The sequence below is a fragment of the Neobacillus drentensis genome (assembly GCF_036962765.1).
Lineage (GTDB): Bacteria > Bacillota > Bacilli > Bacillales > Cytobacillaceae > Neobacillus > Neobacillus drentensis_C.
Genome location: NZ_JBALOS010000313.1, coordinates 869 through 4,434, shown reverse-complemented (window position 1 = coordinate 4,434; position 3,566 = coordinate 869). Strand labels below are relative to the sequence as shown.

The window sequence follows — 3,566 nt, the reverse complement described above, 5'->3', positions numbered from 1 at the left end:
GATTTGCATTTTCAAGCAGTGGTAAATTTCTGATCACAACTTCTTTTCTACGGATTCTTCTATTTAACTGGGTAGTTAATTCTTGTAAGGTTATCAAATCATTAATATTTTTGTTGGCAATAACATCAATAAATAAATAGGTTTGCCAAATAATCGGTGATGTTTGGATAACTAGCGAATGAGGGTTTGGAAGGCCAATTTCTGGTGGCAATAAGAAGAGATTAAGGTTATTGTTATAAATTTCATTGAGAAAGGTTTTATGTTGTTTACATGGATGAAGAGTCCAATTTAGGGTAAAGCTTTCTATTTCCTTGATCCACCTTGATAGATTAAACGGATGATTTATCATTGGGTCTAATAGATCAGTCAAGTCCATTTTCTTAATAGGGTAAAATGAATGATGTGCGAAGGCATTTTTTATAGAGTATGGGGTAATTGCCAGAACAAAATGAAATTGCTGTTTTTCGGGGCAATAGGTTGGTATATAAAGTTTCCCTGTAGAAGTTGTTCGTATGAATTGAAATTGAAAGTTTGACAAAGCAACAATATTATTTTTGTTACGGCGTATTTGGTTGCTGGATAAAATCCATATAGGCTGGTAACCATTCTCGAGATACGTTTGGGTCCGCTTAATAAATATGCTTTCTGGAATCGTTGAACACTGATACTCTAACGCATATTTCTTTCCATTAAACTTGAACATTATATCAGGTCGCTGCTGAATTTCCCTGTCAAAGTACTCTAAAATGGAAGGTATTTTTTGTTTGATCAGCCAATGATAGAGCTGAAGTTTACCCTCCATGTGATAAATAGTTTCATTTTCAAAAAATTCTCGGCAATTCCCTCCTCGTTGATGGGCAAAATGAAATATACGTTGATCCCCTAATTTTAACAAAAGACTTTCCCCACAAATTGGGCAAAAAAACTCTTCTTTGCTGCGAAGTTCTAATAGAGCTTCTTTTTGGTAATCAAGTCCAAGACAGATAGTTACACCCTTTTTTGTTTGTGCAGTTAACAATTAATACTCTCCTCCTTTCTCAATGTTAATTCGTCATAATCCGCATGAATACCTTTTAACCAAATAAAAAAACTCGTCATTTTTCGACGAGTTCTTATCTTTGGCTAAAGTAAGGGCGAGAGCAGCCTTGCTGTTGATTCAAGTACCTTAAACCCCAGATGTCTTTCTTGAAAGCTTGCTTTATCCAACTGTTTGGAAGATTCAAGGTCATTTAAATATTCTTCAACAAGCTTTTGTGTACTTTTGGTTCGGAACAAGAAAGCATTTACTTCGAAGTTTAAATGGAAACTTCTCATGTCCATATTCGATGTCCCGATCGAGGCTAGTTCATGATCAACAATGACAATCTTACTGTGCATAAAGCCTCGCTCGAATTCATAAACCTTAACCCCTGCCTCTAATAGTTCAGGAAAGTATGATCTTGATGCATGAAAGACAATCCGTTTATCCGGTTTGTTAGGTACTAGAAGCCGTACATCAATACCACTAAGTGCAGCTACTTTTAACGCGGAAAATATATCTTCATCCGGAATAAAATAAGGAGAAGCAATCCAAACTGATGTTTCGGCGCTTGCAATCATCGAGAAAAAAATATTTTTGATTACACTCCACTCATTATCAGGCCCTCCAGCAATAAGCTGCACCCCTCCATGACTTTCATCATCATACTGTGGGGATAGGTATTCAGCTGTTAAAAAACTGTGATTTGTCATATAATACCAATCTTGTAAAAATATAAGCTGCAGCGTCCTTACTGCTTCTCCACGGAGCATTAAATGAGTATCACGCCAAAATCCGATATGCTTATTTCTCCCCAGATATTCATCTCCAATATTAAGACCTCCGACAAAACCTATAGTTCCATCAATTATGATCATTTTTCGATGATTGCGGAAATTAAATTTATTATTTAAAAAAGGGAGTTTTACAGGCCCAAAAGTGACCATTTCAATCCCCTCATTTTTAAGTTCATTAATATAGTTCTTTGAAAGTTGCCAAGATCCCACTGCGTCATATAAGAACCGTACTTTAACACCTTGACGTGCTTTCTCAATTAGTATGCTTTTAATTTCCTGGCCAATATGATCATGCCGAACAATATAATATTCAAGGTGGATATGATGCCGTGCCTTTTTTAACTGCTCAATAATATTAGAAAAAGTTTCCTCTCCGTTGGTTAATATTTTTGTGGCTGTATCGAAGGAAATAGGACTATTCCCTAGCTTTTGAGCCAAGTTAAATAATTTCCCTTGATGTTCTCTCATTAAAGTAAGCTTTTCATCATTCCTTGGGTCTTCCTCCCCTTCTACGGTCAAAAAAGCTTGTTTATCTAGGAAATATTTTTTTCTAAACATTTTCTCTTTGCGATAATTTCTTCCAAAAAGGAGGTAAAAAATAAAACCAACTAATGGAAAGCTACCTAGGACAACTAACCAAGTAATAGTTTGAGTTGGATGACGGTTTTCAAGGAATATTACAAAGCCAATGAAAATGACTGACAGCGTAACTAGTACACTCAGGAAACCAAATATCCCACTTGCTAATTGATCCTTAAAGAAAAACCATAGTACGGATAAAACCAATAAAAACAAAATAACCCTTACTGTGTTTTTCAGTTGTCCTCACCTGCCAGATATTTTTTCAAAAATAACTCATACTAAAATACCGATTTCAATTATGAAATCGGTACATTAATTAGCGAAAATGTTTTCGTAATTCAGCAAAAACATTAGCTGAAATTATTTCTTTACCGTATTCTTGAATACGGTGAATCGTAAGCTGTGTTTCATAACCGTACTCAAGCAAAATACTTAATATATCATCAATTTGGTCTTCTTCAAATAAGTCTTCAGGAAATTCAGTAAATAGATAATACTTACCCTCAAAATGATAAAGTTTTGTGACTAAATCATCTAAACCTGAACGATTTGATAAACTAATGACGTCCTCGAAATCTTTAAAACCAATAAGGAATTCTAATGTTTCTTCTTCAAGTAAAATAACCTCTTCATCAGAATCATTGGGATTAAAATGATGATCAAGAATCTCATCAAATTTATCTTCACCTGGAAAGTCTTTTATTTTTTCATTAGGAATAGGCAGTTCAAACTTTTGACCATCTTTTGTTAGTTGTGCTTTGGTTACAAGAATTTCCAAACCTTTATCAAGTGCTTGGACTTGAATCCAAAGAGGACCTTCAATAACAAACTCTTCCTCATCATGAACTTCATCCATCATTTCCCAAAAGAGTTCTTCACTTCGTTCCCGATTGTACCAAATCTCTTCTCGGTCAAAGCCTCTTTCTTCTATATCACCATAAGAAATGTAAAATTTTACTGTATTTTCATTAATGCGTTCAATCTCCATCTAAACATCTCCCTTCCGTTTTCCAGATTGAAGGGACAAAATACCCCCAAGCAGATACTGCCATAGCATTTACTTAAATCCAAAAGATTCTTCAAAGGGCGAAAAAGTAAATACTCGTGTACTTTTATTTTATGACAAAAGCACTAATAAGGGAAATAAAAAAGGCTAAAATCTAAAAAAC

Annotated in this window: 3 protein-coding genes; all 3 read right to left on the bottom strand. The window is 34.6% G+C overall.

Annotated features, from left to right (window positions below; translation table 11 throughout):
* A partial coding sequence (locus V7137_RS27975) for a competence protein CoiA (RefSeq protein WP_335701085.1) occupies positions 1–1,018 on the bottom strand: 1,018 nt, incomplete at its 3' end.
* 104 nt (positions 1,019–1,122) lie between these two features.
* Positions 1,123–2,634 (bottom strand): cardiolipin synthase, encoded by a 1,512-nt coding sequence (cls, locus tag V7137_RS27970; RefSeq protein ID WP_335701090.1) that lies wholly within the window; start codon positions 2,632–2,634, stop codon positions 1,123–1,125.
* A 79-nt stretch (positions 2,635–2,713) separates the two neighbouring features.
* Positions 2,714–3,385 (bottom strand): adaptor protein MecA, encoded by a 672-nt coding sequence (gene mecA / locus V7137_RS27965; RefSeq protein WP_335701084.1) that lies wholly within the window; start codon positions 3,383–3,385, stop codon positions 2,714–2,716.
* Positions 3,386–3,566: the final 181 nt, after the last annotated feature.

Excerpts from the sequence above, each read along its gene's own strand:
- mecA (WP_335701084.1), bottom strand. The coding sequence starts at position 3,385 with ATGGAGATTGAACGCATTAATGAAAATACAGTAAAATTTTACATTTCT.